The sequence below is a fragment of the Mesorhizobium album genome (assembly GCF_033977205.1).
Lineage (GTDB): Bacteria > Pseudomonadota > Alphaproteobacteria > Rhizobiales > Rhizobiaceae > Mesorhizobium > Mesorhizobium album.
Genome location: NZ_JAVIIW010000014.1, coordinates 1 through 25887 on the forward strand (window position 1 = coordinate 1; position 25887 = coordinate 25887).

25 protein-coding genes are annotated in these 25887 nt (G+C 61.7%); 16 read left to right on the plus strand and 9 right to left on the minus strand.

Annotation, left to right across the window (positions count from 1 at the left end):
- Window positions 1-693, plus strand: a 693-nt coding sequence (locus RFN28_RS13780) for a cytochrome b (protein ID WP_320287881.1), incomplete at its 5' end; no start/stop codon positions are given.
- Between the two features lie 55 nt (window positions 694-748).
- Here the strand turns inward: RFN28_RS13780 and RFN28_RS13785 are convergent.
- Window positions 749-1843, minus strand: coding sequence for a CapA family protein (locus RFN28_RS13785; RefSeq protein WP_320287882.1), 1095 nt, complete (start codon window positions 1841-1843; stop codon window positions 749-751).
- Window positions 1844-1915: 72 nt separating this feature from the next.
- Complete coding sequence (locus RFN28_RS13790) at window positions 1916-2617, minus strand: CBS domain-containing protein (RefSeq protein WP_320287883.1); 702 nt, start codon at window positions 2615-2617, stop codon at window positions 1916-1918.
- Between the two features lie 455 nt (window positions 2618-3072).
- On the opposite strand from RFN28_RS13790, the gene RFN28_RS13795 reads away from it, so the two are divergent.
- The 3 genes from RFN28_RS13795 to RFN28_RS13805 all read left to right on the plus strand — a co-directional run bounded on the left by RFN28_RS13795 (window position 3073) and on the right by RFN28_RS13805 (window position 5669).
- On the plus strand, window positions 3073-3726 hold the full coding sequence (locus RFN28_RS13795; protein ID WP_320287884.1) for a dienelactone hydrolase family protein: 654 nt from the start codon (window positions 3073-3075) through the stop codon (window positions 3724-3726).
- Window positions 3727-3830: 104 nt separating this feature from the next.
- Window positions 3831-4610, plus strand: coding sequence for a universal stress protein (locus tag RFN28_RS13800; RefSeq protein ID WP_320287885.1), 780 nt, complete (start codon window positions 3831-3833; stop codon window positions 4608-4610).
- Window positions 4611-4679: 69 nt separating this feature from the next.
- On the plus strand, window positions 4680-5669 hold the full coding sequence (locus RFN28_RS13805) for a metallophosphoesterase (protein ID WP_320287886.1): 990 nt from the start codon (window positions 4680-4682) through the stop codon (window positions 5667-5669).
- On the opposite strand, the gene RFN28_RS13810 is transcribed toward RFN28_RS13805, so the two are convergent.
- Window positions 5616-6113 carry a CDP-archaeol synthase gene (locus RFN28_RS13810; protein WP_320287887.1) on the minus strand — a complete coding sequence of 166 codons (498 nt, stop codon included), beginning with the start codon at window positions 6111-6113 and terminating at the stop codon, window positions 5616-5618. The genes RFN28_RS13805 and RFN28_RS13810 overlap by 54 nt on opposite strands.
- 256 nt (window positions 6114-6369) lie before the next feature.
- On the opposite strand from RFN28_RS13810, the gene RFN28_RS13815 reads away from it, so the two are divergent.
- Genes RFN28_RS13815 through RFN28_RS13825 form a run of 3 tightly spaced genes read left to right on the plus strand, consistent with a single transcriptional unit; the run spans window position 6370 to window position 7799 of the window.
- Window positions 6370-6513 carry a hypothetical protein gene (locus RFN28_RS13815; protein WP_320287888.1) on the plus strand — a complete coding sequence of 48 codons (144 nt, stop codon included), beginning with the start codon at window positions 6370-6372 and terminating at the stop codon, window positions 6511-6513.
- Complete coding sequence (locus tag RFN28_RS13820; RefSeq protein ID WP_320287889.1) at window positions 6497-6799, plus strand: helix-turn-helix domain-containing protein; 303 nt, start codon at window positions 6497-6499, stop codon at window positions 6797-6799. Before RFN28_RS13815 ends, RFN28_RS13820 begins: the two co-directional genes overlap by 17 nt.
- A gap of 22 nt (window positions 6800-6821) precedes the next feature.
- Window positions 6822-7799 carry a ribose-phosphate diphosphokinase gene (locus tag RFN28_RS13825; RefSeq protein ID WP_320287890.1) on the plus strand — a complete coding sequence of 326 codons (978 nt, stop codon included), beginning with the start codon at window positions 6822-6824 and terminating at the stop codon, window positions 7797-7799.
- Here the strand turns inward: RFN28_RS13825 and RFN28_RS13830 are convergent.
- A complete protein-coding gene (locus RFN28_RS13830) occupies window positions 7744-8784 on the minus strand; it encodes a hypothetical protein (protein WP_320287891.1) in 1041 nt (346 codons plus the stop codon). The two genes, RFN28_RS13825 and RFN28_RS13830, sit on opposite strands and share 56 nt — an antisense overlap.
- Before the next feature lie 149 nt (window positions 8785-8933).
- Here RFN28_RS13830 and RFN28_RS13835 point away from each other — a divergent pair, with 149 nt between their 5' ends.
- The 6 genes from RFN28_RS13835 (at window position 8934) to RFN28_RS13860 (ending at window position 16260) form a co-directional block, all read left to right on the plus strand.
- The gene (locus RFN28_RS13835; RefSeq protein ID WP_320287892.1) at window positions 8934-9851 is read left to right on the plus strand and encodes a DNA-binding protein; all 918 of its coding nucleotides are present in this window, start codon (window positions 8934-8936) and stop codon (window positions 9849-9851) included.
- Window positions 9829-10254: a DUF3775 domain-containing protein gene (locus RFN28_RS13840; protein ID WP_320287893.1), complete on the plus strand. Its 426-nt coding sequence runs from the start codon at window positions 9829-9831 to the stop codon at window positions 10252-10254. Before RFN28_RS13835 ends, RFN28_RS13840 begins: the two co-directional genes overlap by 23 nt.
- Before the next feature lie 258 nt (window positions 10255-10512).
- A complete protein-coding gene (locus tag RFN28_RS13845) occupies window positions 10513-11637 on the plus strand; it encodes an HlyD family secretion protein (protein ID WP_320287894.1) in 1125 nt (374 codons plus the stop codon).
- Complete coding sequence (gene rbbA / locus RFN28_RS13850) at window positions 11621-14353, plus strand: ribosome-associated ATPase/putative transporter RbbA (protein ID WP_320287895.1); 2733 nt, start codon at window positions 11621-11623, stop codon at window positions 14351-14353. The genes RFN28_RS13845 and rbbA overlap by 17 nt, the downstream gene beginning before the upstream one ends.
- Window positions 14354-14358: 5 nt before the next feature.
- Window positions 14359-15483, plus strand: coding sequence for an ABC transporter permease (locus tag RFN28_RS13855; RefSeq protein ID WP_320287896.1), 1125 nt, complete (start codon window positions 14359-14361; stop codon window positions 15481-15483).
- Window positions 15484-15708: 225 nt separating this feature from the next.
- Window positions 15709-16260, plus strand: a complete 552-nt coding sequence (locus tag RFN28_RS13860; RefSeq protein WP_320287998.1) for an HPF/RaiA family ribosome-associated protein — start codon at window positions 15709-15711, stop codon at window positions 16258-16260.
- A 32-nt stretch (window positions 16261-16292) separates the two neighbouring features.
- Here RFN28_RS13860 and RFN28_RS13865 read toward each other — a convergent pair whose 3' ends face one another.
- A complete protein-coding gene (locus RFN28_RS13865) occupies window positions 16293-16838 on the minus strand; it encodes a hypothetical protein (RefSeq protein ID WP_320287897.1) in 546 nt (181 codons plus the stop codon).
- Here RFN28_RS13865 and ppsA point away from each other — a divergent pair.
- Complete coding sequence (gene ppsA / locus RFN28_RS13870; RefSeq protein WP_320287898.1) at window positions 16827-19232, plus strand: phosphoenolpyruvate synthase; 2406 nt, start codon at window positions 16827-16829, stop codon at window positions 19230-19232. The two genes, RFN28_RS13865 and ppsA, sit on opposite strands and share 12 nt — an antisense overlap.
- Window positions 19229-19909, plus strand: coding sequence for a CBS domain-containing protein (locus tag RFN28_RS13875; RefSeq protein WP_320287899.1), 681 nt, complete (start codon window positions 19229-19231; stop codon window positions 19907-19909). The genes ppsA and RFN28_RS13875 overlap by 4 nt, the downstream gene beginning before the upstream one ends.
- A gap of 135 nt (window positions 19910-20044) precedes the next feature.
- Here RFN28_RS13875 and RFN28_RS13880 read toward each other — a convergent pair whose 3' ends face one another.
- The 3 genes from RFN28_RS13880 to adhP form a co-directional block, all read right to left on the minus strand.
- Window positions 20045-20782 carry a rhomboid family intramembrane serine protease gene (locus RFN28_RS13880; protein ID WP_320287900.1) on the minus strand — a complete coding sequence of 246 codons (738 nt, stop codon included), beginning with the start codon at window positions 20780-20782 and terminating at the stop codon, window positions 20045-20047.
- Window positions 20766-21851, minus strand: coding sequence for a lysylphosphatidylglycerol synthase transmembrane domain-containing protein (locus tag RFN28_RS13885; RefSeq protein ID WP_320287901.1), 1086 nt, complete (start codon window positions 21849-21851; stop codon window positions 20766-20768). The genes RFN28_RS13880 and RFN28_RS13885 overlap by 17 nt, the downstream gene beginning before the upstream one ends.
- Before the next feature lie 550 nt (window positions 21852-22401).
- Entirely contained in the window at window positions 22402-23427 is a 1026-nt protein-coding gene (gene adhP, locus RFN28_RS13890) for an alcohol dehydrogenase AdhP (protein WP_320287902.1), read from the minus strand.
- A 324-nt stretch (window positions 23428-23751) separates the two neighbouring features.
- Between adhP and RFN28_RS13895 the strand changes: the two genes are divergently transcribed.
- A complete protein-coding gene (locus tag RFN28_RS13895) occupies window positions 23752-24714 on the plus strand; it encodes a 1-phosphofructokinase family hexose kinase (RefSeq protein WP_320287903.1) in 963 nt (320 codons plus the stop codon).
- Window positions 24715-24743: 29 nt separating this feature from the next.
- Here the strand turns inward: RFN28_RS13895 and glk are convergent, their stop codons facing one another.
- Window positions 24744-25736, minus strand: coding sequence for a glucokinase (glk, locus tag RFN28_RS13900; RefSeq protein WP_320287904.1), 993 nt, complete (start codon window positions 25734-25736; stop codon window positions 24744-24746).
- Between the last annotated feature and the right edge of the window lie 151 nt (window positions 25737-25887).

Sequence of the window (25887 nt, forward strand, 5' to 3'; positions counted from 1 at the left end):
GCGCCTGCCGAACGGAGCCGTAGCCAGCCCGATCAATCCAAGGACGGCGATCAGGTTGGACGGAAGGAGAAAGATCTCTATGAGCTTGGAGGCGATGAAGGACATCAGGCGCCAACTTTCGGTCCGGGCAGGGGGAGTCTACGCACCGCGATGACAGAGAAGCACCGAACTGCGCGCTGGCATCCCGCCATCAGGTTGCTGCATTGGCTCATGGTGGCTGCGCTCGCCTGGCAGGCCGTCGTCGCCCTCGGCCCTATGAAGGGGGCTGGCGTGATCGCGATGACCTGGCTTCCCACACACATCTCCATCGGTGTGACGGTATTCTGCATCCTCGTCCTGCGGCTGGTCGTTCGTGCCGTCACCAAGGCTCCCATCCGGCAAGCGCATTGGCTTGTGCGATCGGCGGGCGCTTCGGTTCATGCCTGCTTGTACGGCCTCATTGTTTCGATCGTGATAACGGGCTGGCTTGCCTACCGACCGATGCCTCTGATGCCTCCGGCTCGTCTTTTCGGATTCCTCCCGATACCGCGGGCGCCGAACGTCGCGGGTCTGACCGCCCGGGACTTCATCGCGATCCATGACACTCTGTTTTGGATACTCGCCACGCTCGTTGGCCTGCACATCCTGGCCGCGCTGATCCATTCGGTCCTGTTCCGCGATGGAGTCATGAAAGGAATGCTTTTCGGTCGCTGACTGGCATCCGAACGCTCCTGCAGAAGAACCGGACGGCCTGTTCAATTCGAACTGACTATACCGACAGCATCAGCGTGCTCTGATCGGTCAGGCGAACGCGCCGTTCAAAGCGCCGGCATTCTCGGTCCAGCGTCTGGCTGAGCCAAGCGGCGTCAACGTCGCTGGCGCGAACGAGCCGGAATTTCTGCATGCGGAAGGGCACCATTTCCATCCTAAGACGAGTGTGGCTCACGTCGTCCAGATCGATGAAATAGGCCAAAGAGAGTTCAGGACGATACGCTTCGTGCCCGGCGATCCCTTCGTAGTCGTTGATGAAATCGCCGCATCCGTAGAGGATCGGCTTGCCTGCATGGACTTCGATCGCCAGGGGATGATGCGAAGAGTGCCCATGAACGACGTCGACGCGGGCGCTGTCGATCAGACCGTGGGCGAAGCGTATGTGCGCGGCGGGCACTTCATAGCCCCAATTGGGTCCCCAGTGGACGGAGACAAGGACTACGTCGCCAGGCCGGCGCCAGCGATCGATGCTGCGGATGACGGCTGTGAGCGCATTTTCGCCCAGACTGGCAAGGACATTCACGCCGGGCCGGTTCGTCGCGGCAGCCCAGTGGTCCGGAACCCCGCTGGATGGGCAAGCAAAGGCGAATACGAGAAGCCGCTTGCCCGGTGCGCCTTCGAGCATGGCGGGGGCAGCAGCCCTATCTGCATCGAGCCCCGCGCCAGCTGTCGCGAGTCCTGCTTGTTGTATCGCGCGCAGCGTATTCTTCAGGCCGGCTGATCCCCAGTCGGCGACATGATTGTTGGCAAGGATGCAGCAGTCGATGTCCGCGGCGGCTATGCAGCCCACATTGGCCGGATGCATCCGGTAATTGATGCCCTTCGGCTCGGGCTGACCGTCGGCCGTGACACTGGTTTCCAGGTTGATAATCCTCAGATCTGGTTCGCGGCGATCGATCTCGTCCAGCGCATCACCCCAGATATAGTCGAAAGGCACCGCTCGCGGGATTTCGCCCGAGTGACTTTCCGCCAGCTTCACGTAGCCAAGAGCGGAGCGGATATGCGGTTCGTACAGGATCGGTTCGCAAGGATACGGCATGATCTGGTCGATCCCACGACCGGTCATCACATCGCCGCACAGAAACAGTCTCATTTTGCGCAGGTCTCCATCCCAACACGCCTGATCTGGTGCGGAAGCGTCGGACCCTCTCGAAGGTGCGGGGAGCTATGCCCGTCCCTTCGAGCCGGAAGTTCGAGGAACCACGCTAAGGTGATCGATCACCTTAATGACGCCCGGTGCGTTCTCCGCAGCCACGCGGACTGCATCCCGGACAATTTCGCTCGCCACGCTGCCGGTCAATTCAACGACACTGTCACAGACCGCAACATTGATGATTGGTCGCGGCGCCCATCTCTTTCCTCGGATCTCCCTCAGGATGTGTCTTCGCGCGGAGAGGTCCGCGGCCTTGGCTTGCGGCAAGCTGTCGAGGCGTGCGGCGAGACTGCGCAGCAGGTCGGCCCGGCTGACAATTCCGATCACCTTCCCATCTTGAACGACGGGCAACCGCTTCACACCATCTCGGGTCATCAGGGCAACGATCTTGTCGAGCGGCGTGTCCGGTGTGATGCTGACGACCTGACAGGTCATCACCTCGCCGACAGTACGGCCACGGCTCTGCACATATTCTTCCGCCAGCTCGTCCGGTGTCAGCCATAGCTGAATCCATTTTTCGTGCCTGGGCGCGGTGCTGATCTCGGGCCGGCAAACGAGGTCCCGTTCCGTAACGATTCCGACCAAAGTGCCTTTCTGGTCGACGACCGGCAGCCCGCTGATGCGATGCTCAAGCATGAGGTGAGCGGCGTTCGCGATCGAACTCTGCGGAGTGACCGCCAAAATTCCGGTGGTCATGATGTCCCGCGCTTGCATTGCCAGATCCTTCCGATCATCGACATTAACAATGGACCGGCGCCACCTGTTGCGCATTGCGACAAATCAAAGTCGATTTGCAGTGCTGCGGGCCGCAGTTCAACTTCCATGGGGACCGCCGCCAGCCCTCGACGATTGCAAAGAAACGATTGATCAAGATCAATGAATCACCCGTCTCATTGCATATGCTGATCAAGTTGTGCCGAGGCAGATTGGCGAAGTACGGCATCGAAACGTCTTCAGGCGGGAAGATGCCAATGCGACGAACCAGTCGTCCGTTGACGCGCAATAAAGGTTCCGCGGTCTTGCCGACGAGCGCCCCAGGAGAGATCCCAGGGTGGAAGCTGGCGAGGCCGCGGATTCCTGCGCGATGATTCCGGCCGATCTTGAGACGCCGACCGCTTCGGTTTGATGGTGATCAATGCATTTGGCGGCGAGGTGTGTTCTCTGGCGACATGCAAACGCAGACATCGGCTAACGGCGACTTTGCTAGCGGCGTTGCTATTCCACCGCTCGGGCTTCCAGGTCTCCTGCGTGTTCCGCAAGAGTGCCGCGGTTTTGTCGTTTTCGCCCATGGCAGCGGGTCGAACCTGTCCAGTCCGCGCAACGCCTATGTCGCCGAGGCGTTGAACAAGGCAGGATTCGCGACCCTGCTTTTCGATCTGCTTAGGGACGAGGAAGAAGCCGAAAGGCGAAACGTCTTTGACATCCCGCTCCTGGCCGACAGGCTGGCATCAGCGGTTGAATGGAGGGCGTCACAGGACGGTCTGGTCAATCTGCCGATTGGCCTGTTCGGCGCCAGCACCGGGGCCGCTGCAGCGCTCGTCGTCGCCGCGCGGTTCGGGAGCGCGGTCGCTGCCGTGGTCTCCCGTGGCGGTCGGCCCGATCTGGCAAAGGAGGCGCTCGAAGCCATCCACGCCCCCACGCTGCTCATCGTCGGCGGGCGTGATCGAGAGGTGCTGCTGCTGAACGAGACAGCGCTATCCAGGCTGAACTGTCCAAAGGCGCTGAAGATCATCCCCGGCGCGACACATCTGTTTTCCGAGCCCGGGGCCCTCGATGGCGTAATCGCCGAAGCAGCGGGCTGGTTCAGCACCTACCTGAAGTAGCTGCCCGGATAGGCTGATGTCGCGGTTTGATCCAACTCAAGGCACTTCCGCGTGTCTGGCGATTCAATGCCGGGGCGCCCGCTTAGACAGTGTGGGAGTGAGCGATGAGCTACAAGGATATTCTGGTTTTTCTGGACGGTTCCACCGACAACAATGCGCGAATGGAGTTTGCCTTTTCACTGGCTCAAGCTCACGGCGCGAGACTGACGGGTGTCGACGTGGACGCGGCTGCGGCCTTCGAGGGCGAATGGACCGAGCGCGCGAAATCGCTCGCAGAGACGTTCCATGCCGTCGCCAATCGCTCGGGCGTGCACGTCCGCTTCAAGATCGCGGATCGCAATGCGGCGGGATGGAAGGACTTCTATGCGCATTACGCGGATCTGCTGATCGCGACGCAGCCGAATCCGGAGGCCTTTGGCAAAGTCCTCTCCGGGGTGCCCGAGCAGGTTCTGATGTCGGCGGGGGTGCCGATGATCGTACTGCCGCAAGGCTGGAAGCCGCGGCCCGTCGGCAAGGAGGTCGTAATCGCGTGGTCGCCCAGCGCTCAAGCTACGCGCGTTGTGCACGATGCCATGCCGATCCTTGCCCGCGCAGAGAAAGTGACGGCGTTTGCATTCGACCCACCGGCCGACAGGGAGGATGCGGACGTCGAGATGCTTCGCGAGCATCTGCTTGCCCACGGCATCAAGATCGACATCGACATGTGGTCGAACGCTGGCGACCTGTCACCGATCGAAGCGCTGTATGCCTCTCCCGCACTCGAAGAAGCGGATCTCATTGTGGCCGGGGCTTACAGCCATTCACGATTCCGCGAAGCCCTGTTCGGCGGCATGACAAAATCCTTGCTCCAGCAGTTCTCCCTGCCGGTGCTGGTGTCGCACTGAACGGGTTACATCGAGACTCTCCAGCACTAGATTCAGGCAGCACTGACTGCGCGATGGATTTGGGCCGCGATGACTGACATCAGCCTCAGGTTGAACGAACGCCTTGGCCGAATCCATGCAATGCAACGCCTGGGCATAGAAGACGATCACGAGGCGCAAGTCTTCGGCCAGGGTCTGAACTTCTTTCACCTGGAAAACTGGTATTCGATCCACTCTGTGATCCGCAACGTGCTTCGGATCTCCGGCCTCTATGGGCGAGGGCGCCGCAATGCCGCCGATGTCCGGATCCGAACCAACCGCATCGCGTCGGCGAAACTGCCAAGCGAATTTGAAGGTTTCCGGATATTGCAGCTCAGCGATCTGCACGCCGATATGAGTCACGCGGCAATGGATCGGGTCATCGAACTGGCCGCTGATCTGGATTACGACATCTGCGTCCTCACGGGAGACTTCCGCGCCAAGACGTATGGCCCTTTCGAGGCGGCTTTGGATGGCGTCGCGCGCGTGCGGGCGTCTCTGAAGGGGCCCCTATACGGCGTGCTTGGCAATCATGACACTGTCCGAATGGTCCCGGCTCTGGAGGACATGGGCGTTCGCATGCTGATGAACGAGCTCGAGACGATCGAGCGCAGCGGCGAGCGCATCTACCTGGCCGGAATAGACGATGCGCATTTCTTCAGGGTCGACAACATCGAAAAGGCCGCGGCCGGAGTGCCGGCTGAGGCATTCGCAATCCTGCTTTCTCACACTCCGGAGATATATCGTCAGGCAGCGCACGCCGGATTCAACGTGCTGCTCGCGGGTCACACGCACGGCGGCCAGATTTGTCTGCCGGGAGGAATTCCGATCACCTTGGATTCAAAGCTTCCGCGAAGGATGGGCGCCGGTGTCTGGGTCTATTACGGCATGCTCGGCTACACCTCTGTCGGCGCAGGCTCAAGTGTGGTCGCGGTCCGCCTGAACTGTCTTCCAGAGATCACCCTCCATCAACTTCATCGTACGGAACTAGTAGGGCCTGTCTCTGATGCGAAGCATATAGAGAAGCCGAGAGACCATTAGCTCGCCGATCCAGAAGGCTCCGACCCCAATCAGAATGTCCCAAACCGAAAGGCCGACAAAGTCTTCGACAAGGACGAGGGGCAGAAGCGATTCGGGCACCTGATCGAGCCCCGGTGCTTCCGCGCTCGAAGCCAGTCGCAGCCGACGCTTGAGAAAGCTCGACAGCATGTCGCCTGCCATGGCGCCAAAACCGACAAGCGCTCCGATTGGCATGCCGAGCCCCACAACCGTTCCGCCGACCGCAGCCGCCAGGATTGCCAGCAGGAGCCCGCGAAGCGTCTTGGACTTGCCGAGGAGCGGTTGCCCATCCCAGAAAAGCCAGCCACCGTCGATCGGCCAAGCGAGTCGGTCGCCAAGCAACCTCTTGGCGATCACGGGCACGCCGTTCGCGAGGGTCAGCAGGACGAGGCACTGGGCAATCGGCCAGAAGTGAAGCTGCACCATGGGATTTCTCGCATTAACGGGAAGTCAGTGTAGTGAGGGGATCGAGCCAAGTCGCCTAGCCTAATATAGCCATCAACACCTCGCATCGATGTTCCTCCGATCCCGGTGTTGGATCGGTCGTTTCTTCATCGTCGAGAACGTTCCGGAGGCCTAGGGAGCGCCGTGTCAGCGCCCCCTGCCTGGCTTGATCCGCATCAATAACCGACAGCGGCGGCGGTGGCATGCTGTCGGATGATTCTGTGAAGCGGAGCGGCTCATGGTCAACGATCTCCGGGACCCGGACATTCGAGGATATCTCTGCGACGATGTTGATCCCGGCCTGCGGGCCTATATCCTCAAGGTCTACGACTTCATAGCCGACGCCTGTCCGCGAGCAGAGCCACGTGCCGATAACGCCTGAACAGTGCCGGGCCGGGCGCGCGCTGGCGAAAATCGACCGCGAAGAGCTGGCGGCCGAAATAGGCGTGTATGTCGATGTGATTGAAGCTTACGAGACGGGGCTTGCCTCCGACGGCGAGGTCGCGAAGATGGTACAACGTTCTCTTGAGAGCCTGGGCGTGCAGTTCCTTCCCGAGGAAGACGGGATTGGCGTGGGCGTCCGGCTCAAAGTCGATCGCGCAGGGACCAGGCAGATCGGCTGCTGGGAAGCGGAGGGCGGGCGCGTCGCGGAAGACGACGTTTCATGACGACGGCATCGGTGAGACAGATATGCGCTTGTTTGCCCTGAAAGAGACCGGTCGGTTGGGTCGGGATGTCGCGCAAGCCCTGGGTGTTGACCTCGATCCGCATGAGGAACGCGATTTTGAGGATGGCGAGCACAAGGCGAGGCCGCTTGCGAGCGTGCGGGGCGAGGATGTATTCGTCCTCCATAGCCTCGCAGGCGAGCGCGGCGCATCCGCCAACGACAAGCTTCTCAAACTTCTCTTTTTCATCGCCACGTGTCGGGAAAACGGCGCGGCGCGCGTTACCGCAATCGCGCCCTATCTTGCCTATGCGCGCAAGGAACGACAAACCAAGGCGCGTGACCCCGTAAGCACACGTTACGTGGCGCAGTTGTTCGAGGCGGTCGGCACCGACTGCCTGGTTACGCTCGACGTCCATAACTTCGCGGCTTTTCAAAACGCCTTCCGTTGCCGAACGCTCCATCTCAATGCTGGAGCCCTCTTCCTGCCCATGCTTCGCCAACTGGCCGGCGCCGAGCCTATCGTGGTGTTTTCTCCCGACGGCGGCGGCGTGAAGCGTGCGCAACTGATGAAGGAAAAGTGCGAGGCAGCAATAAGCAACGAGATGGGGTTCGGTTTCATGGAGAAACGCCGCAGCCGGGGCGTCGTCTCAGGCGATCTGTTCGCCGGCGAGGTGGACGGAAAAGTCATCTTCCTCATCGACGATATGATCAGTACCGGAGGCACGATGATCCGCGCTGCGCGCGCTTGCCGGGAGCGTGGCGCAAAGGAAGTTCACGCCATAGCCACCCACGGTCTGTTCGGCAAAGGGGCGGAAGCTTTGTTCACCGACCCAGCCATCGGGCGCGTTGTGGTTACCGACAGCGTGGCGTCGGCGTTGAAGGCAGGAGCCGGCCGCGAAGCAAAACTGCAGGTTCTTTCGATCGCCCCGCTGATTGCCGAGGCGGTCAAGCGCCTGCACGGGAATGGCTCAACTTCCGAATTGGCTGGGATGGAGAGCTGAGTTCGACTTTCGCTGCAGCGATGTAGGAGAGTGCCAGGGGGCGCCATCTGTCGGGATCACGGACAACGGGATCGAAAAGATGCGCCATGCAAAGGCGTGCTCGAAGCAGCATCCGGAACGCACCATAGAAGCTCAGGACTTCATCGTCAGGCCGGCCGCCCAGGCGCGCTTCGAGCGAGCCGAGCAGGGCCGGTCGCACCCAGCGCGCGCCCAACATCGCGCATTCGAGACCCAGATAGTTGATCTCGTCGTAAGGATCGACGACGCGCATGGAGCGATCGAATTCGAGACAGTCTATGACCTGCATCGGCGTGCCGATATAGACGTGCTCGGGCCGCAGGTCGCCGTGTCCCTCGACAATCGTACCTGCTTCGATGCGGGCCTTGATCCTCGCGGCTACCTGCTCAAACCTGGTATCGGCCGCTTCGAACAAGGGCAGGGCTGCATCTGAGACGCCGAGTGCCGGCCGGCCCAGAATGGCTCGATTGATCGCCTGCTCCTTGACGAGGCTTTTCAGGTAAAGGCCACCGTCTTCGATCTCCAGCGAACAGGCCGAATAGAAGCCGGCCAACAGGTCGCCTAGCTTGTGAATGTCGTTCCCGGTCACGACACCTTTTCGCAACCTCACGTCCAGCAGGTCGACCTCGGGCAGCCGTTTCATCTCGATCAGCCAGTCGACGATCCGCCCTTGCACTCCAAAAGTGAGACGTCCGTCCTGGGTGCATCGCAGCGGCGTGACGGAACAATAGGTGTCGGGCGCGAGCCGCTTGTTCAGCCGCAATTCCTCCTCGCAGAAGAACCGGCGCCGTGCGGGCGTGCCGAAATCGAGGAAGGGATATTGCACGGGCTTCTTCAGCTTGTAGACGCGGTCCTCGGTCAGGAAAACCCAGGACATATGCGTTTCCCGGGCCTCAACAAAGGATGCGGCATGAGGATACGACCCTGCATCGCTCAGGAAGCGTACCTTTGCCGCTAGATCGATCATCGACAATCATCCTCGCAGTCGCTCATGGATCACACCGTGCACCGGAACAGATCGATCAAACGGCGCAGCGCGCCTTGATGCGCATCAACGAACCGGGCGCTTGTTCGCGTATTGTACCCTGTTGGAACGATCCGACGAGGTACTTCAGGATGACCATTCAGACCGGCATTCAGACTGTCCCCGCAACGATTGTCGCTTCCCGAGGCCTGCCGGCCATCAATTTGCTGGTTGCAGGCAGGCTGCGCGACTATGCCGATCTGCTCGCGCAGCAAGGTGAGAGCGGATTTCGCGCCAGAGCCTTTGAGCACGCAGCCGATATGATCTCGGCTCTCGACCGCCCGGTGGATCAGATTCTTCTGCAGGAAGGCCGTGAGGGATTGATCGCGCTTCCCGCAGTTGGAACGGGTATTGCCAGCGCGATTGCCGAGATGGTCACCACCGGGCGCTGGTCGCAAATGGACAGGCTGCGAGGAGAACTTGCGCCTGAAGTTCTGTTCAGGAGCATCCCGGGCATCGGCGCGAAGCTGGCTGACCGGCTTGCCAAGGAGGGCCAACTCGAGAGCCCGGAGGAGCTCGAGCATGCCGTTCGCTTCGGCAAGATTCCTGTAAGGGGCATCGGCCCGCGACGCAGGCGGATGATTGCCGCAGCCATCGCGGAACGCCTCGGACGGCCGATATTCGTTTCCGAGGCCAGGGTTGCTCGCCCGCCTGTCACACTGCTTTTGCAGGTGGACCGGATGTATCGCGAGCGCGCGGCTGCGGGACAGCTGCGCAAGATAGCGCCGAAGCGTTTCAATCCCACTGGCGATGCTTGGCTACCCATCCTGCATGCCCGCCATGGCGACTGGCATTTCACCGCTCTGTTTTCAAACAGCCAGCTCGCGCACCAGCTCAACAAAACGGCGGACTGGGTCATCATCTACTATCACAAGGACGGCCAGCCCGACGGCCGGTGCACCGTGGTCACCGTCACACGCGGGCCATCGCTCGGGCAACGCGTGATCCGCGGGAGAGAAAGCGCAGAAGACGAAGAGGAGATGTCGGATGAAACGCGGAATCGGAAGTGAAGACATCGAGACGCCGGAACTGGCAATTCCGGTCCGGAAAGTCTGCTTCATAGTCGCCAAGGCACATGAATTCGACGTCAAGGTTGCCATTGCCGAGCCGGACGCGGGATCCAATCCCACGGACGACAATGAGATCGCGGTGCTTCAGGATCACGACGACGACCCTGTGCGTGAAGAGCTTGGTTCGCTGATCTCGGAGCTCTCCATCGATGAGCAGGTCGACCTTGTGGCGTTGATGTGGCTCGGCAGGGATGACGGTGAGGCCGCCGATTGGGAAGAGGTCCGCCAGCAGGCCGCCTTCGCCCACAACGAACACACGGCCGGCTATCTCTGCGGCAACCCGCTCCTGGGCGATCACCTCGAGGCCGGGCTTGATGCTCTCGGCCTGTCCTGCTCCGACTGAACCGAACTCGATGCGCATCAAGGGATCTACCGGCCTCCGATGCAGACGCGAAGGATGTCGGCATGATTGGCCATGTGGTCATCGGCCGGGAAGGCAGGACGGTGGCCGAGGTCAGGGACATTTCGCACTCGCTGAGGCGCCGGGTTGATGCGGATCATGCCTTTTGACGCAGATCAACGACCGCCCGCCGCATCCGGACAAGGGTAAAAACAAGGCGCTGGCGCCCGTCGTCTTCTCGGTTTGGTTAGGAATCGACGAATGCCCAACACTAAGGTCATCGATGACGCCACCGAGTTGCTCCCCTCGAATGGCCGTTCGGCGGGCCGAATGCTTGTGCCGAGCCAGCCTGAGCCCAGCATCCCGGAGATCGTTCCTGCCGCCACCGTGAAACGGCGCCGCCGGCTTTGGCTCGCATTGGCGCTGGTTGCGGTCGCCGGCGCTGCGACAGGCGGATATTGGTGGCTGCATGCCGTTCCCGGACTGCCCGCCGGGATCGCCTTCGGCAACGGTAGGGTCGAGGCGGACGAGATCGACATCGCGGCCAAGTTCAGCGGTCGCATCGCCGCGCTTCTCGTCGATGAGGGAGATGTCGTTCGCGCCGGCCAGGTGGTCGCGCGGATGGACACGCAGGACCTCGAGATGTCGCTCCGCAAATCCGAGGCACAGGTGCTTGGGGCCAATCGGATGCTCGACGAGGCGCGAGCCGGCGTCGAGCAGCAAAAGGCCCAGGCCAAGCTCGCCGAGCAGCAGCTCACCCGCGCGATTGTCCTCGTCGACAAAGGTTACGCGACAGCCGAGATTCTCGACCAGCGTGAGCAGCAGATGAGCGCTGCCAATGCTGCGCTGGCTGCCGCCAATGCCCGCGTCGGGCAAGCCGAACAGACGCTGGCGGCCGCCAGTCACGATGTCGAGCTCTACCGGATCAACATCGCCGACAATTCGCTCGTCGCTCCTCGCGATGGCCGCGTTCAATATCGCCTGGCCAATATCGGCGAGGTGATCGGCGCCGGCGGCAAGGTCTTGACCATGATCGACGCCGGCTATGTCTATATGGATATTTTCCTGCCCACGGCGGAAGCCGGTCGCACGACCGTGGGCAGCGCCGCGCGCATCGTGCTTGACGCCGCGCCTGAATCGCCAATCCCGGCCAAGGTTGTCTTTGTCTCCGGAGAGGCGCAGTTCACGCCAAAAGCAGTGGAGACCAAGGCAGAACGCGACAAGCTGATGTTCCGGGTCCGCGTGCGCGTCGACCCCGACTATCTGCGCATTCATGCGGCGGAGGTGAGCTCGGGGCTTCCGGGGCTCGCCTATGTGCACGTCAACGGCAGTGCAGAGTGGCCGACCTTCCTCGCAGCAGGGCGGACGGATGAGCCATCTCGCTAATGTTGTCGCCGTCGAGGGGCTCTCTCACTCCTACGGTCGCAGGCTTGCGCTCGACGGCGTTACACTCAGGGTCCCGACCGGTGCGCTCGTCGGATTGATCGGTCCGGACGGCGTCGGCAAGTCGACTCTGCTCAGCCTGGTCGCCGGGGCCAAACGCATTCAGACGGGCCGCGTGGCGGTCTTCGGCCGCGATATGGCCGACCAACGCCATCGTTCCGCCGTGTGCCCGCGCATAGCCTTTCTGCCGCAGGGGCTCGGCAAGAACCTTTACCCCGATCTCAGCGTCCGGGAGAATATCGATTTCTTCGGACGCCTCTTCGGGGAGCCGGCCGGCGAGCGCGCCCGGCGCATTGACGAGCTGCTCGAGGCGACCGGCCTGGCGCCCTTTCCCGACCGCCCGGCCCGAAAACTCTCAGGCGGCATGCGGCAAAAACTCGGCCTTTGCTGCGCGCTCGTTCACGACCCAGACCTACTCATTCTCGACGAGCCAACCACGGGCGTCGACCCGCTGTCGCGCCGGCAATTCTGGGAGCTGATCGAACGCATGCGAGCGAGGCGGGCCGGCATGAGCGTGGTCGTAGCCACCGCCTATATGGAGGAGGCGGAGCGCTTCGACGAGCTCATCGCTATGAATGCCGGGCGGATCCTCGCTTCGGCCACGCCGGCTGAACTGAAACGGCTGACAGGGCAGGGGAGCCTGGAGGAAAGCTTCATTGCGCTTTTGCCCGAGGCAGTTCGCGCCGGGCGTCGCGCGCTCTCCATTCCGCCGCGGCCATCGGGCGAACACGAGGCGGTCATCATCGCTCGCGACCTCACCCGGCGCTTCGGCGAATTCGTAGCGGTCGACGGCGTGAGCTTCGCCATCGAACGCGGCGAGATCTTCGGCTTCCTGGGCTCGAACGGCTGCGGCAAGACCACCACGATGAAGATGCTGACAGGGCTGCTGCCGGCCTCCGACGGCAAGGCATGGCTGTTTGGGCAGCCGATCGATGCCACCAACATGCGCCTGCGCAGGCGTGTCGGCTACATGTCCCAGTCTTTCTCGCTCTATACCGAGCTGACCGTGAGGCAAAACCTCGACCTGCACGCCCGTCTCTTCCATATCGCCGCAGACAGGGCGAAATCGCGCATCGCCGTGCTTATCGAACGGTTCGGCTTCGGCCCTTATGTGGACCAGCGGGCCTCGCAGCTGCCCCTCGGCATCCGTCAGCGGCTCTCGCTCGCCGTTGCCGTGGTGCACGAGCCGGAACTTCTTATCCTCGACGAGCCCACCTCGGGAGTCGATCCGCTTGCACGCGACAGCTTCTGGGAGCTCCTCGTCGAGCTTTCGCGGCGGCAAGGCGTCACCATCTTCGTCTCGACCCATTTCATGAACGAGGCGGCGCGTTGCGATCGCGTCGCGCTCATGCATGGCGGCAGGGTGGTGGCCGCCGGCACGCCGGCCGAGTTGGCCGAAGCCAAGGGAGCAGCCGATCTGGAGGATGCCTTTGTTGCCTATCTCCAGTCAGCAGGCGGCGAAAGCTCCAGTCCGGTCAGCAGCCCGCCAGAGCCTGAGCGCGCCGCGATCTCTGCGTCCGCGCGCGTGGCACCACGGGCCGGCTTCAGCCTGGGACGGCTTTTCGCCTATTCGTGGCGCGAGGCGCTGGAGCTTTGGCGCGATCCAGTGCGGCTCGGTTTTGCCCTCCTCGGCACGGCGTTTCTCATGGTTGTCTTCGGGCTCGGCATCAATACCGATGTCAATCAGGTTACTTTCGCCGCCCTGGACCGCGACAACTCACCGGAAAGCCGTGCCTATCTGCAGGAGTTCCGCGGATCGCCCTATTTTGCGGAACGGAAAACACTGGCCAGCTACGACGACCTCGATCAGGCGCTGCGCAGCGCCGCCTTCGCATTGGCTATCGAGGTGCCGCCGGGCTTCGGCCGCGACATCCGGCGTGGGGCGGCGCCCGAGATTGGTGCGTGGATCGACGGCGCCATGCCCTTCCGTGCCGAAACCATCCGCGGCTATCTTACTGGCCTGCATCAGCAATATGTCGCCGACCTCGCGGCCGCTGCCGGCAATCGGCCAGTGTCGCCGCTCATTGAAACTCGATTCGTCTACAACCAGGACTTCAAGAGCATCTTCGCCATGGTGCCGGGGACGATCGCGATGCTGCTCGCATTCATGCCAGCCATGTTGATGGCTGTTGGCGTTGTCCGGGAGAAGGAACTGGGTTCGATCGTCAATCTCTACGTCACTCCCGTGACGCGGCTCGAATTTCTCCTGGGCAAGCAACTGCCCTACGTCATCCTTTGCTTGATCAGCTTTCTTACCCTCTTCGTAATGGCCGTTTTCCTGTTTGGCGTGACGCTGAAAGGCAGCTTCTGGGTGCTCCTTCTCGGTGCGCTGCTTTACGTGACGGCGATGACCGGCTACGGCTTGGTGATCTCGGCATTCACGCGAACCCAGATTGCCGCGCTCTTCGTTGCGGGGATCATGACCTCTCTGCCTGCCGTGCAGTTCTCCGGCATGTTGGCGCCTGTCTCCTCGCTTGTGGGTTTCCCGGCCTTTATGGCCCATACTTTCCCGGCGATGTATTTCCTGCGCATCTCGGTCGGCACCTTCACCAAGGCGCTCGGTTTCCAGGAACTTGCCGGAAGCCTGTCGGCGCTGGCAGTCTTCATCCCCATCCTCATCTTGATCAGCTTGGCGTTCCTTCGCCGCCAGGAGCTATGATGTTCATGCAGCACCTAGCGAACATCTTCTGGCTCGGCACCAAGGAACTCCGCAGCTTCTCGCGCGATTTCGTGCTCTTCGGCTTCGTCATCTACTCCTTCACGCTAGCGGTCTATGCGCAGGCCGAGAGCCCGGCGCAGGAGGCCCACAACTCTTCCGTCGCCATCGTCGATGAGGATCATTCGACGCTCTCGCGCGCGATTGCCGCGGCCTTGCTGCCGCCCTATTTCAGTCCCCCGACCGAGGTCGTCGCCGGTCAGGTCGACGAACTGATGGACACGGCCCGCAGCACGTTCGTGCTCGACGTTCCACCGCATTATGAACGCGGCATCGTGGCTGGCCGCCGACCGGCTATCCAGGTCAATGTCGACGCCACCGCAATGATGCAGGCAGGCATCGGCGCCGGCTACCTGCAGCAGATCATCGCTCGCGAAATCGCCCGCTCTGCCACGGGTTCCGAACCTTCGCGGGCCGAGCCTGTGAATCTTGCCGTCCGCGTCGCCTTCAATCCCAATCTCACCACTCAACTCTTCAATGCGGTCATGGCCATCATCGGCAACGTCAACATGCTGGCCATCATACTTGCGGGTGCGGCAATCATCCGCGAACGGGAGCACGGCACGATGGATCATCTGCTGATCATGCCGCTCACGCCTTTTGAGATCGCGGCTGCCAAGGTGTGGGCGAATGGCCTGGTGATCACCGTCGCGGTCGGCCTGTCACTCTGGTTGGTGATAGAGACGCTGCTCGGAATTCCGATCGTCGGCTCCATTCCGCTCTTCATGGCGGGCGTCATGATCTATTTGTTCTTCGCAACCGCCATCGGCATCTTCCTGGGTACGGTGGCTCGCTCGATGCCGCAGCTTGGGCTGCTGTTCGTCCTGGTCGCTCTGCCAATGAACATCCTGTCCGGCGGCAACACGCCGCTCGACAGCATGCCGGCGTTCTTACGAGCGGTGATGGAGCTGTCACCCTCGACCCATTTCGTAAGCTTCGCGCAGGCCATCCTTTATCGAGGCGCCGGCATTGACGTGATTTGGCCGCAGTTTGCTGTCGTCGGGATCGTCGGCGGCATATTCTTCGCCCTCTCCATCATGCGTTTCCGCAAGATCAGCGCCGCCATGATGTGAGGTCGGCGCAAGCGCGCGCTCGTGCCGGCGAGAAACATCCAAGCACGGCCGCCCTCATGAGGGCTGGCCCCTACGATCGGACGGGCGTCCGACTCGTACGTTTCTTCGGGGGGCACCAGGATCAGCATTTCGCGCCGGCTAAAGCGCCGGGTTGATTGTGATCAATGCCTGGCGGCGAGGGACGCGGCAGAGATTCCAGATCGATGGAAACAGGTGGAATTGGCCATGCAGATCGAACCTCAGATCAGGTTCAATGGAATGGAGCCATCGCCCTCGGTGGAGGAGGTCGTGCGCGAGCGAATTGCCCGTCTCGACCGCTTCCACGACAGGATCACCTCATGCGCAGTCGTGATCGAGGCGCCGCACCGGCGCGGGCACAAGGGCAACCTCTACCGCGTGCAGGTCGACATCACGGTACCCGGAAACGAGATAGTGACCGGCCGGGAGCACGAACAGAATCATGCCCACGAAGACGTCTATGTCGCCATCCGCGACAGCTTCAACGCAGCGCAACGCCAGCTCGAGGATCTAGTCCGCAAAAAGAGCGGCTATCGCATCAAGTCGCACCCCGAAACCCTGCGCGGGAAGATCGCGCGGCTCGCGCCCGAAGAGGGCTACGGCTTCATCGCCGCACAGGACGGACGGGAGTTCTTCTTTCGCCGGGAGAGCATGGCATCGGCCAAGCAGTGGTCCTCGCTGACCATAGGCACCGACGTACGTTTCTCCGAGCATGAGGGCGAGAAGGGACCGCACGCCTCCGCGGTGACGGTCATTTGAAGCGGAGATGCAGCCTGTAGGTGAGGAGAAGATCATGAGCAGCGGGCCATACTTCCTTCGCCCATAGCGTTCAGGAGGCAAATCTCTGGCTCAAGGCCATTGCCACAAAGCTCCATTTCGAGGAAAGGCGTTTCGCCTGCGGCGCGCTGCGTGCCGTGCCGCCACGCGCTTCGAGACAGGCTGCTGCATCCCGCGCCGTGTTTCAGGTCGTCTTCGATCAACTCGATCCCGGAGAAACGGCCAAGGTCATTGATCGGCTTCCAATTTCCTTGAGGTCCTGTGACCGGAAGCGGCAAGGCGTGCGTCATAAGGCTGCTCGAACGATGGGGGTGAAAGACATGAAAGCGAAGACGACGGCAGGCTGCGGTATTGGTAGTCCACCCCGCTTTCGATCCCTTTGAGCCAAATAACTTTCTGCGAAAATTTCCCGCGCGAAGCGCCCCTTTTGCTGCTTCGTCGCGCGACGACGACCGAAGGCTCCTGTGTCCAGTCGTCTCGTCTTGACGGGGATCAAAGTCATCAAGGGCGAGAACCGGCACAGTGACTTCGGTTTCGGAGGTAACGTAATGGTTGCGCAATCCAATCCCCGAATCGTCTGGTTCGAAGATATCGGACGAGATGATGTTGCCCGTGTTGGCGGCAAGAACGCTTCGTTGGGCGAACTGGTCCGCGCGCTGCGTCCGAAGGGCATTCGCGTTCCCCCCGGCTTTGCGACTACGGCCGAGGCCTATTGGGCGTTCGTCCAGGCCAATGGTTTTGAGGAGCGAATGCGCCGCCTTCTCGCCGATCTGGACGAAAGCAAGATTTCCCTTGAGGAGGCGGGGAAGGCCGTTCGAGGGCTGTTCTTGCACGGTGACTGGCCCGAGCAAATAGCAGATGAAATAGCTGCCGCCTACCGGCAGCTTTGCGAACGCGCCGGCAGGTCGGAAGTCGATGTCGCCGTCCGTTCCAGCGCAACAGCCGAAGACCTGCCGGGCGCCAGCTTTGCCGGCCAGCAGGAAACTTTCCTGAATATTCGCGGCGAGAGGGCGCTGCTCGCTGCCTGCCGCCGTTGCTACGCCTCGCTCTTCACCGACCGGGCGATCAGCTATCGCAAAGCACAAGGCTTCGACCATATGAGCGTCGCCCTCTCGATCGGCGTTCAGCAGATGGTCCGTTCGGACATCGGCGGATCTGGCGTGATGTTTTCGATCGATACAGAGACGGGCTTCAAGGATGTGGTGCTGATCGACGCCAGCTGGGGGCTTGGCGAGAACGTCGTTCAGGGCATCGTCGATCCCGACGAGTACCAGGTCTTCAAGCCGCTGCTGGCGAATCCAGCCGTGGTGCCGATCATCGGCAAGAAGCGGGGCGGCAAGGAGCAAAAGCTGATCTACGCCGCCGGCGAGAAGCCGACACGCAATGTCCCGACCTCCAAGGCGGAGCGCTTGGCCTTCGTGCTGGAGGACACGGAAATCCTGACGCTCGCCAGATGGGCTGCCGCGATTGAAGCCCACTATGCCTGCCCGATGGACATGGAATGGGCCAAGGACGGCGAGTCGGGCGAGATCTTCATCGTCCAGGCGAGGCCGGAGACGGTTCAGTCGCGCCGTCAGGCGGCGGCGTTCAAATCCTATAGGATCGTCAAGGCCGGGCGGAAGATTCTCAGCGGACTTGCCGTCGGGGATGCGGTGGTAGCGGGCCGCGTCTGCCTGATTGAAGACCCCCGCGACATCGGCAACTTTGTCGACGGTGCGATACTCGTCACCCGCACTACGGATCCGGATTGGGTGCCGGTGATGAAGAGGGCGACCGCGATCGTCACCGACCATGGCGGGCGCACGTCGCATGCGGCTATTGTCAGCCGTGAATTGGGGCTGCCGGCGATCGTCGGCGCCGGCAACGCCACCGCGTTGTTGCATGACGAGCAGGAAGTGACGGTGTCCTGCGCGGAGGGTGATCAGGGCTTTGTCTATGAAGGGACGGCGACGTTCGAAACCGAAACGGTCGAGGTCGGTAATCTGCCGCGGACCCGCACGCAGCTGATGCTGAACCTCGGGAATCCCGCAGCGGCCATGCATTGGTGGCGCCTGCCGGCGGACGGCGTCGGCCTCGCCCGCATGGAGTTCGTGGTGAGCAACCACATCCGCGTCCATCCGATGGCGCTCCTGCGCTACGATGAGCTCAAGGATCAGGCCGCAAGACGAGAAATTGCCGAGCTGACGGTCGGCTACCCGGACAAGGCCGAATACTTCGTCGACCGCCTGGCGCGCGGCCTGGCGCGAATTGCCGCCGCGCTCTACCCCAAACCGGTCATCGTCCGCATGAGCGATTTCAAGACGAACGAATATGCCGGGCTGGTCGGTGGCGCGGAGTTCGAGCCGAAAGAGGAAAACCCGATGATCGGCTTCAGGGGCGCCGCGCGCTATTACTCGCCGCGCTACCGGGATGGTTTCGCGCTCGAATGCCGTGCTGTCCGCCGCCTTCGCAATGACATGGGTTTCCGCAATGTCGTCGTGATGATCCCGTTCTGCCGATCGACGCATGAGGCCGACCGCGTGCTGGAAGTCATGGCCGAGAACGGCTTGCGCCGGGGAGAGGACGGACTTGAGGTCTTTGTCATGTGCGAGGTCCCATCGAATGTGATCCTTGCGGCCGAGTTCGCAAAACGCTTCGATGGGTTCTCGATCGGCTCGAACGACCTCACGCAGCTCACGCTCGGCGTCGACCGGGATTCAGCCGACTTGGCCACCCTGTTCGACGAGCAGGATCAGGCGGTGAAGTGGATGATTTCCAGCGTCATCGCCGCGGCACGAAGGGCGGGCGCCAAGATCGGTCTCTGCGGCCAGGCACCCAGCGATCATCCTGAGTTTGCTGCCTTCCTCGTCGGGTGCGGCATCGATTCGATTTCCGTGAGCCCTGACAGTTTCATCGCGGTAAAGCACCAGATTGCTGCAGCCGAGGCCGCACGGAAATCGGAAAAGGCACGATGAAAGCCAGCGACATCATGACCATTGGTGCAACAACGGTGCGCCCCGACAGCACGATCGCCCATGCGGCGCGCCTGATGGTCGGACGCGGGATCAGCGGCTTGCCCGTCGTGACCCCACACGGAAAACTTGTCGGAATGATCACCGAACACGACCTGCTTCGCCGCAAGGAACTCGGCACCGCAGATCATCGCTCGCACTGGCTTGGTCTTTGGCTGGATGCGGACACGTTGGCACATCACTATGCGCGCGAACATGGTCGCAGGGTCGAAGACGTGATGACCCGCGACGTCGTCAGCGTTGGTCTGGATACTCCAGTCAATGAGATCGTGGATACGATGGAGACCAGAGGGATCAAGCGCGTTCCGGTGGTTCGAGATGAACAGGTGATCGGCATGGTAAGCCGCGCCAATCTGTTGTCGGTCCTGGCGCGCCTGATGGGTGAGCCGTCTCAACCAGTTGTCAGCGACCTGGCAATTCGCAAGAGTATTGTGGACGAATTGACGGGAAGGGACTGGGCACCGGGCGTCATGATCGACATTCTCGTCCGCGACGGCATCATTACACTGAAAGGAACGGTCAAGACCGAGCATATACGGGACGCCATTCGCGTGGTTGCCGAGAACGCGCCTGGCGCGGTTCGCGTATGGGACAATATTCGTGTCGTTACCGATTCCTGATGCTTGGGCTTGCCCTGGCATGAGGCAGTTCGCGACGGCCGCGGTGAAGATCGGGCCTTGAGCTCACGGAGGATTGGCGCCGGAGGTCTTCATCAAAGTCCTCAGATTGCCGATTCTATCCAACGCTGAACTGCTCTAACGCCGCGGTATCCTTGGTACCGTTCCGGACCACTGCCTGGTCTCGATGTTGCGACCGAGCGCCAGGGCGTTCGCGATCTTTGCAAAGACAATTCCAAACAGGAAGCCGCCGATGTGCGCCCACCACGCGATATCGGTCGCCATCGAGTGGGCGAACAGCGCTTGCGTTCCTTGCAGGATCTGGGCAGCGAACCAGAACACGGCGAAGAACAGTGCCGATACCGGAATAAAGAGCGGCAGGAATAGGATCGGCACAAGGAGAATGACCTGCGCCCGTGGGTAGGTCACGGCATAGGCGGCGATAACGGCGGCAATCGCTCCGGAAGCGCCGAGCGCGGGCTCCGAAGACGTCCAATAGGCTACGAGATGCGTGGCGCTGGCAGCCACGGCGCCTGCCGCATAGAGAATGAGAAACCCCAAGCGGCCGCATCGGCCCTCCATGGCAGGACCGAAGATCCAAAGGCTCCACATGTTCAAAATGATGTGCAGCCAGCCGCCGTGAAGGAAGGTGTTGGTGAGGAGTGGCCAGTAGTTGTTCGGGTCGAGGCCGGCGGCCATTGCCGCCCGCGGGTCCGAGTAACGCGCCGGAATGAGGGCAAAGTGCTCCAGGACCCAGTTCAGGTTGCGTTCGGGCATCCCGCTCATCCAGAGGAAGATCGCGAAATTGATTGCGATCAGGCCAAGGACGACGAGCGGCCGGCGGGCGCGTGGAGCAGTATCATAGATCGGTATCATGCAGGGCCGTCTCGTCCATTTCGCTGCGCATCAGCCAAAGCCCCGGCACCATCGGCAGCCAGAGAGTGAAACCGCGCAGGATCAGGGTGGCGGCAAGACTGCTTTCGATGCCGCTTCCCATAACGTGGAGCAGGCCTGTGCAGGTTCCCTCGAAAGTGCCCAGGCCGAGAGGGATTGGTGAGAGCGTAGCCACCACCGAAGCCAGGACGAAGCTCAGGAACGCGCCGATTGGACCAACGTCGAGCCCTACCGAGCGGGCGGCAATCCACAATGTCGCCGCGTCCAGCAGAAAAACGCCGATCTGCAGGAAAAAGGCCTCAAGGATGAGTTTCCCATCGCGAAGCATGTCCGTGTGGGCGCTGCCGAGAATCGCAGCCATCTTTGCCGCCGGCGCCCAGCGAAGCGCGGCCTTCGGGATGATACGCCCTTGTCGCCGGATCAGAAGGAAGGTGGCAAGCACCAGCGCGAGAAGAACGAGGACGAAAGCGATCGCAAGCGGAAGCCGAGCCGTGCCGAGGTCGCCGCTGTGCCACAAGATCACGAAGGCCAAAAGACCGACCATCAGGTAGCTCGCATAGTACGAAAACCCGTCGACCAGAAGCGCTGTCATGACCAGTGACGGGGCCACTCCCCGCCGTACCAGTCCTTTCGCGACGATCACGATACCGCTGAAGCCCCCGGAGGGAAGTGCCTGATTGGCAAAAAGCTGCACGACCGCGAGCTTGAACAGACCGGCAAACGACTGTCGGGTTTCAGTGCGCGAAAAGATCCTGAACCAGACCGCAGCGGCGCAGGCGTAGGTGGCGATCTGACATGCCACGGCCGCGGCGAGCCAGAGGGGATTGGCGGATCTCAACGTGGAAAGGAAAACCTGAACATCGCCGAAATGCAGTGCAAAGCCGACAATCACGCCCAGGAGAAGCAGGCCCGACAGCCAGCCGATCGCAACGCCGATGCCCGGAAGCTCGATTTCAGGAAGGCCAGGCACGGATTTGGGATGGATGGCCTCTTCTTCTTTGGGAGGCCGGGTTGCGTCCTGTCGATGCTCGAGGGGAGTTTCCCCGCTCAAGGGCGCGCGGCCTCAGATGGCGAGTGATGGGTTTGCATCTGAAAGCCGGTGACGATTGGAGGCGGCGAGAAGTTCTTGAAGCCAAGTCGCGGCTCGTCGCAGTTTGGGTCGAATTCGCCGAGTGGAACCGAGCGATGACATTGAGGTACGCCCGCGTGCGAGTTGCTGGAGGTTCCAATAGAGCCTGTAGTCTGCGAGCACCCGGCAACCGTCACAAGTAAAACGATCGAGGCAACTAGCTTGCTGTCCTTGAGAATCTGTTTTCTTCCTGACATGGATACGCCCTTTTCCGCTTACAAAACAACAAATCAATCAATCATTTACCATAATCCGCTCAAGGGTTTCTTTGTCTTGGATCAAAACACAGCACGGATTTGAAGCACCGAGAGACGGCCGAGTCGCAGGCGCCGCGAGGCGTGGCGGGCTTGACGGCTACCGAGATCGGTATCGAAGGCCGCGGCGAAGTTTGGTGACGACAAAACACCTCGTCGAACATGCATCGTTGCGGACGGGACGAGACGGCTTTCGCGGTCTCGTCCCAAGACAGCAACTACAGCGTCATCACCATGCGGCCATCGACCTTCCCGGCTCCGAGATCATCGAAGATCGTATTGATGTCTTCGAGCTTCGCCTTGTGGATGTGTGTCTTGACCTTGCCCTCAGCTGCGAACGCGATGGCTTCCGCCAGATCCTTGCGCGTGCCGACGATGGAACCCCGAATTGTGATACGCTTCAGTACAACGTCGAAGATCGGTGTGCCAAACTCGCCGGGCGGAAGGCCGTTCAGGCTGATCGTGCCCTTGCGTCTCACCATCTGCAGCGCCTGTGAGAAGGCCGGCACCGAAACGGCGGTCACGAGCACGCCGTGAGCGCCGCCGCCGGTCGCCTTAACCACCTGCGCCGCCGCGTCGGGCGATCTTGCGTTGACGACGGCATCGGCGCCTAGCTGGCGCGCCAGGGCCAGTTTCTCGTCTGTTACATCGAGCGCGGCGACATGCAGGCCCATTGCCTTCGCATACTGCACCGCGACGTGCCCGAGACCGCCGATCCCCGAAATGGCGATCCATTCGCCTGGCTTGGCTTCGGTCTCCTTGATGCCCTTGTAGGTGGTCACGCCGGCGCACAGGATCGGCGCCATCTCGACGAAGTCGACATTCCTGGGGAAGCGCGCCACGTACGGAGCGCTGCCGATCGCATATTCGGCGAAGCTGCCGTTCACCGTATAGCCGCTCATATGCTGGTGCTCGCACAGCGTTTCCCACCCGGTCCCGCAATATTCGCAGCAACCGCACGCGTCGTGCAGCCAGGCGATGCCGACGGGGTCACCTTCTTTAAGCCCGGTGACGCCCGGCCCCAAGGCAGCGACGATGCCGGCCCCTTCGTGGCCTGGGATGAATGGAGGCGTCGGCTTGACCGGCCAATCTCCGCTCGCCGCATGAAGGTCGGTGTGACAGACGCCGCTGGCAATGATCTTGACCAGAACTTCACCCGGCCCCGGCTCGGGGATCGGCACTTCTTCGATCGTCAGCGGTTTGCCGAATGCGTGGACCACCGCAGCCTTCATTGTCTTTGCCATAATCGATCTCCGTTGAATTGGCCGATCGCACGATAGAAGCGCCAGGCCGCGCGGCTTTGATGCAGGTCAACGCCGTCGCTTGGCATCGCCAGATCAGGCCGGCAGAGGCTTTGGCCTGGCCAGTCGGCGACGAGACGGCGAGATGCGACCAAGATCTCATCGCTACGCTCGTCGCGAAATCTGATTCAAATCAAAGAAACGGGCGCCGGAGAAGGCAATGTAAAGCTCCACTCGAAGGAGGGAAGACTATCCCAAGCTGTTCACTATTGACGGGGTTGTCGCCTATCTCACCAGCAGCGTGCAGCCACAAGGGACAAGAAGTTCATGAGCATTGCACGTCCTGCGCCAATCCTGACCATAACGCTCAACCCGGCGGTCGATGTCTCGAGCGAGACGGAAACGGTACGCCCGGTCCGCAAGGTCAGAACCTCCAATATAAGGTATGATCCCGGCGGCGGCGGCATCAACGTGGCGCGCGTGATCACGGCTCTGGGAGGAAAGGCCGAAGCCTATTTCCTGGCGGGAGGAGAGACAGGATCGCTGCTGACCCGCCTGCTGCAAGCCGAAGGAATCGCCGGCCATCTCGTGCCGATCCAAGGTCAGACGAGGATCAGCTTTATGGTTCGAGAGCGTAGCACCGGCCTCGAATACCGCTTTGTTCCCGAAGGACCTCCCGTACAGCCTCGCGAATTGGAGCCGTGCCTGGATGTCGTTGCATCCCACAAGGGACAGTACGTCGTCGCGAGCGGCAGCCTCCCCATCGGCGCGCCCCCCGATATCTACGCTCGAATGGCCAAGCTGGCAGCCACCCGCGGCGCGAAATTCATTCTCGACAGCTCAGGCACGGGGCTTGAAACGACGCTGAAGCAGTCGCGGCTGTTCCTGGTGAAACCGAGCCGTGGGGAATTGGAACAGTTCGTCGGCCGCAAGCTCGACGATGCCGGCGTCGGCCGAGCTGCATCCGACATCGTGGCCAGCGGCGCGGCCGAACTGGTCGCGATTACCATGGGGGTGGATGGCGCACTTCTCGCCAGCGCCCGGGGCGTCCTGCGCGAGCCGGCGATCCATGTGCGTGTGCGCTCCGCGCTCGGCGCGGGTGACAGCTTCCTTGGAGCAATGGTCTGGGCGCTTTCAGAAGGACGGTCTCCGGAGGAGGCATTCCGCTTGGGCGTTGCGGCCGGTGCCGCGGCTGTCATGAAACCGGGCTTTGAGCTTTGTCGCAGAGAGGAAGTCTTGGGGCTCAACGCAACCGCCTTATCCGCTGGCCGCGAGAGCCAAACGCGCTGAGCGATGCGCGTGGGACGCTACCAAATTTTTCACGACAAGAATTCTGCCCGGGACAATGCGACGGCTGCCCCGCGCAAGCCTGCGTCAAGCGCCTTGATCACATATATCGGTATCGGCGCCAGGAAGGACGACAGGCGGCCCTTTGACTGATACTCCCGGTGGAAGAATGCCAAACGGAAAGCCGTGGCTTCCGACGGATCGAACACTTTTGCGGGGATGCCACCGCCGAGATAGATGCCGCCACGCGCACTGTAGACAAGGGCCATGTCTCCAGCGAAACGGCCCAGCCACCTCTCGAGATAGCCGAGAGCTTCGAGCGCGAGGCGATCCTCGCCGTGCAGCGCCTGTTCCACGATCTCAGGCGCCGACGCCAGTTCCGCCGCGACGCCCCGCGTCTCGGCCAATGCCTCGTAGATCCTCACAAGGCCCGGTCCGGAAATCAGACGTTCCGCCGAGATGCGTGTCTCGTCTTTCGCGATGAGCTTGATGAGCGACAGTTCATCCGCGTCTTCGGCTGCGAAGGAAATGTGACCGCCTTCGCTGGGGATCGCGATCCACCCCGATGGAGAAAAAACAAGCCCGGCAACTCCCAGGCCGGTACCTGGTCCAAGCACCACCTTGGGCGCGCGATCAACCGGATCTCCTCCACCGATCTTGTGGAGATCGTGCGGCCCCAGGAAGGGCAGGGCAAGCGCGAGCGCTTCGAAATCATTGACCGCATGGACGTATTTAGCGCCGCTCGCCAGGCACAGATCCTTGCGCGAGAAGGACCAGGGCAGGTTGGTCATGCGGATCGTCTCGTCCGACACAGGACCGGCAATCGCGAAGCCGGCAAGTGATGGCCGATGCGGGATGCAATCCAGGTAGGCTTTGATCGCGGCTTGGAGCGAAGGAAACATGTCGCAGCGGAAGGCGGCAAAATGTTCGATCGTGAGTTCGTCGATGTCCGCGATCGCAAACCGCGCGTTGGTGCCGCCTATGTCGGCGACAAGGGCGGTGCGGGATTTGATGGTGGAAGCCATGATTGCCGATCTCGATCCAAGATAGCGGCATGATCAGGCTTGGCGGGCGCGTTTCGCCAGGACACCAGACCATGCAGGACGGACGCTAACACAGACACCCAACGCCATATTGATTCATGTCAAAAGGCAATTCGTCTTGCGCGATCGGCCC

What these genes read in the sequence shown, in the direction of transcription:
- glk (WP_320287904.1), bottom strand. Translation starts at nt 25,736, where the DNA reads ATGGCTTCCACCATCAAATCCCGCACCGCCCTTGTCGCCGACATAGGC.
- rbbA (WP_320287895.1), top strand. Translation starts at nt 11,621, where the DNA reads ATGAGCCATCTCGCTAATGTTGTCGCCGTCGAGGGGCTCTCTCACTCC.
- RFN28_RS13835 (WP_320287892.1), top strand. Translation starts at nt 8,934, where the DNA reads ATGACCATTCAGACCGGCATTCAGACTGTCCCCGCAACGATTGTCGCT.
- RFN28_RS13795 (WP_320287884.1), top strand. Translation starts at nt 3,073, where the DNA reads ATGCAAACGCAGACATCGGCTAACGGCGACTTTGCTAGCGGCGTTGCT.
- RFN28_RS13895 (WP_320287903.1), top strand. Translation starts at nt 23,752, where the DNA reads ATGAGCATTGCACGTCCTGCGCCAATCCTGACCATAACGCTCAACCCG.
- RFN28_RS13855 (WP_320287896.1), top strand. Translation starts at nt 14,359, where the DNA reads ATGCAGCACCTAGCGAACATCTTCTGGCTCGGCACCAAGGAACTCCGC.
- adhP (WP_320287902.1), bottom strand. Translation starts at nt 23,427, where the DNA reads ATGGCAAAGACAATGAAGGCTGCGGTGGTCCACGCATTCGGCAAACCG.
- ppsA (WP_320287898.1), top strand. Translation starts at nt 16,827, where the DNA reads ATGGTTGCGCAATCCAATCCCCGAATCGTCTGGTTCGAAGATATCGGA.
- RFN28_RS13815 (WP_320287888.1), top strand. Translation starts at nt 6,370, where the DNA reads ATGGTCAACGATCTCCGGGACCCGGACATTCGAGGATATCTCTGCGAC.
- RFN28_RS13790 (WP_320287883.1), bottom strand. Translation starts at nt 2,617, where the DNA reads ATGCAAGCGCGGGACATCATGACCACCGGAATTTTGGCGGTCACTCCG.
- RFN28_RS13880 (WP_320287900.1), bottom strand. Translation starts at nt 20,782, where the DNA reads ATGATACCGATCTATGATACTGCTCCACGCGCCCGCCGGCCGCTCGTC.
- RFN28_RS13860 (WP_320287998.1), top strand. Translation starts at nt 15,709, where the DNA reads ATGCAGATCGAACCTCAGATCAGGTTCAATGGAATGGAGCCATCGCCC.
- RFN28_RS13800 (WP_320287885.1), top strand. Translation starts at nt 3,831, where the DNA reads ATGAGCTACAAGGATATTCTGGTTTTTCTGGACGGTTCCACCGACAAC.
- RFN28_RS13840 (WP_320287893.1), top strand. Translation starts at nt 9,829, where the DNA reads ATGAAACGCGGAATCGGAAGTGAAGACATCGAGACGCCGGAACTGGCA.
- RFN28_RS13825 (WP_320287890.1), top strand. Translation starts at nt 6,822, where the DNA reads ATGCGCTTGTTTGCCCTGAAAGAGACCGGTCGGTTGGGTCGGGATGTC.
- RFN28_RS13805 (WP_320287886.1), top strand. Translation starts at nt 4,680, where the DNA reads ATGACTGACATCAGCCTCAGGTTGAACGAACGCCTTGGCCGAATCCAT.
- RFN28_RS13785 (WP_320287882.1), bottom strand. Translation starts at nt 1,843, where the DNA reads ATGAGACTGTTTCTGTGCGGCGATGTGATGACCGGTCGTGGGATCGAC.
- RFN28_RS13810 (WP_320287887.1), bottom strand. Translation starts at nt 6,113, where the DNA reads ATGGTGCAGCTTCACTTCTGGCCGATTGCCCAGTGCCTCGTCCTGCTG.
- RFN28_RS13830 (WP_320287891.1), bottom strand. Translation starts at nt 8,784, where the DNA reads ATGATCGATCTAGCGGCAAAGGTACGCTTCCTGAGCGATGCAGGGTCG.
- RFN28_RS13875 (WP_320287899.1), top strand. Translation starts at nt 19,229, where the DNA reads ATGAAAGCCAGCGACATCATGACCATTGGTGCAACAACGGTGCGCCCC.
- RFN28_RS13845 (WP_320287894.1), top strand. Translation starts at nt 10,513, where the DNA reads ATGCCCAACACTAAGGTCATCGATGACGCCACCGAGTTGCTCCCCTCG.